At 33.7% G+C, this 2,820-nt stretch carries 1 protein-coding gene; it reads right to left on the reverse strand.

Annotated features, from left to right (window positions below; translation table 11 throughout):
• Positions 1-133: 133 nt before the first annotated feature.
• Complete coding sequence (locus tag JR053_RS05260) at positions 134-2,395, reverse strand: hypothetical protein (protein ID WP_416603801.1); 2,262 nt, start codon at positions 2,393-2,395, stop codon at positions 134-136.
• Between the last annotated feature and the right edge of the window lie 425 nt (positions 2,396-2,820).

Here is a 2,820-nt window from a genome sequence, read left to right on the forward strand (position 1 = left end):
AAACCTTTTTTGATAGTATGCATATTGCTTATCAGAAAAATATTGATAGCATTAAACAGGATGCTGATTTTGGTTTTGACTTTGTTAATTCTTCTGTCAGTTAATTCATGCCTGTCAGATCAAGTCTAAACTATTACAACATACCATTGTCCTTTTTTTGTTTTTCTTCAGCAATAAGTTTAGCCCAGATTCTATTTCTATTTGCTAATGCAATTCTATTGCGATCAGGACTATCATTGCGTTCTGTTAAAGTATCTTTTCTTTCCTCTTCTACTATTCCAGCTTTCAGTTGTGCTGCATCTTTTTCTAGCAATTTATATAGTTCGCTATTTTTGTCTATAGTCAGATTAGTATTATCATTTTCTTGTTCTGCTTCTTGTTCTGCCACTTTTCTTTCTAATAACTTACGTACAGGGTCATATTTTTTACCTTCTTTTATTTCTTTCAACATACTTTCTGAGAATAAATCTTTAGTAGCCTGGTGTGAAGGTTCTCTCAATCCTTTATTCAATTTTTCCAATGTATCTTTTGGTTCAATGGTTTCTAATCTCTTCTCTAATTGCTCAGAATTGACCTGAAAATTATAGTGGCTAGTGTAAGTTGGAGATGAGTAACCTGAGTCGTTTATTTCTTTCTCCGCTGCATTGTCTTTTAGCAATCCAGCTGCTAATAAATGTTCTTTTGTTTGCCCACTCATTTTCTTTTGATTTACTGGTTTTAGCAGGAATTTCTGAGTTTCTTTATCCAACTTACTGGTAAATTCCGCAAGTAGGGTATCATCTCTTTGTTCAACATTCATTAGGCTCGCTTTTAACTGTCCAGAATTTACTCGAGATTTTTCATGATTAGAGTGAGTTGGAGATGAATAGCCCGAATCGTTTATTTTTATGTCTGTTGAGCTGTATTCTAGAGATTCATTTTCTTGTAATTTATCTTCGGTTTCTTTTTGTTTATCGTTTCCTCTTTCTTCGTTTTCCTTAGTGCTAAGATAATCTTTTTCTTGTTTATAATCTGATTGAGGATTTGAAAGCGTTATATACTCATCTTCGTTATCGCTCCAACCATCTTCGAAGTCAGAAAATTCTTCATCATACTCACTTTCACTACGTAATAACTCATTTTTTGCTTTCCATGCAAGAATCGAAGCTACATCATTTAGTGGTTGCTTATTTCCAGTATTGCGTGATTCTTTAGCGTTTTCATACTTAAATGCATCTTTAACTTTTTTGAATGCAACGTCTTGTACTGGTGCAGCGCTTTCAGTAGTTGTAGGATCAAAAATTGCACCTTTTTGCCGATTATTAGATATTTGCTCACTTTCATCTGATTTTCGGCTTCCAGGTACAGCATGTCCAAATGTAGCAAATGTAGGATTGTCATACCGTTCATCCTCTTGTGTATTATCTTGATTGTAGATTACAGACTTGGTGAAAATAGTACTGCTTGAAGAAGCATCAGAATATGGAGAATTGTAGTTATTTCTACTATTAATCCGTATTGGCTGATACTCATCTTTTTTCTGATTATTAGGTAATGAACTAGCTCTAGGTGGAAGTGACGGTGGAATCTTTTTAGCAGATGCGTTATTAGAATTTGTAGTGCTAGTCGTTACATGCTTAAACTCAACTTCTTGATCTTGAGTAGCTTGAACGCCAATACCTTTACTAATATCACTTTCTATGAAAGTTTCAGATGATTGTTGTTTCTCTTGTTCTTGTCCTTTCTCCTTGAATTGTATTTGATATAGGAATAAGCCACCTATTTTTACATCTGTGTTTGCTTTTAATTGTTCCTCAGTAACACCATTACGTTCAGTTAGATCTACACCATCTTTATCAATCTTGATTTTGATAGTACATTTTTTTCCATTTTTGTCATGCCAATTCAAAGTCATTTCATATGAACCATCGGTTACAACATAATGCCTTATTCTTTTCTCTCCTTCTTCGGCAACAAAACCGTGCATTCCGCTCTTTCCATCACTATGCAGCGTTGAAAATCCCGAAATTCCTTTCTTCTGACAAAAGTCACTATTTAAAAACTCGCTGATTTTAAACTCTTTTTTGTCATCTCCCAGTGTAATACTTGCGTGATCGCCATATATTGAAACTCCTGCGATATCATCAACATACTCTTTTAACCTTGCTTTAACTTCACTTTCAAGCTTTTGTTCGGCTTTCTTTATCTTGTTCTGCTCTGGAAGAATAACTTCATAAGCTTTATTTTTGTCTTCATCTATCTCCAAATTCCAGATGGGGTGCTTTATTAGAAACTTTACTGCATTAAAACCAACTCTGGAATTATAAATTGGGTCGTCTTCCTTTTTTATTTCATCGAATAAAGTAAAAAATCCTCGAATGAATTCATGATATTGTTGTGTGCTTTGAGTATTCATATTTTCCCTCACTAATAACCCTCTGCCTTTTAGCCTTAGCTAGTACAATTATTACGGGAATTGATTTAGTTTTTATTAAAGAAGTTGTATTGCTAACGTGATGACATGAGCTATTTTATGTTCACATCAAGCAATTTAAGTTGTCATTCCAGTCTGGAATCTAGATTTTTCTAGACTTGATCCTATAGTCAAATTCATAACTACAAACGTTATAATATAAGAGTAATTTTCACCAAAAAGTATGTCATTCTAGTAGCTGACACTGGGATCCAGTCGCACTCAGTTAGTGTGTAATAGTTTAGACTTGATCTGACAGGCATGAATTAACTGACAGAAGAATTAACAAAGTCAAAACCAAAATCAGCATCCTGTTTAATGCTATCAATATTTTTCTGATAAGCAATATGCATACTATCAAAAAAGGT

The sequence above is a fragment of the Wolbachia endosymbiont of Nasonia vitripennis genome (assembly GCF_048054115.1).
GTDB lineage: Bacteria > Pseudomonadota > Alphaproteobacteria > Rickettsiales > Anaplasmataceae > Wolbachia.

Excerpts from the sequence above, each read along its gene's own strand:
- JR053_RS05260 (WP_416603801.1), bottom strand. The coding sequence starts at position 2,395 with ATGAATACTCAAAGCACACAACAATATCATGAATTCATTCGAGGATTT.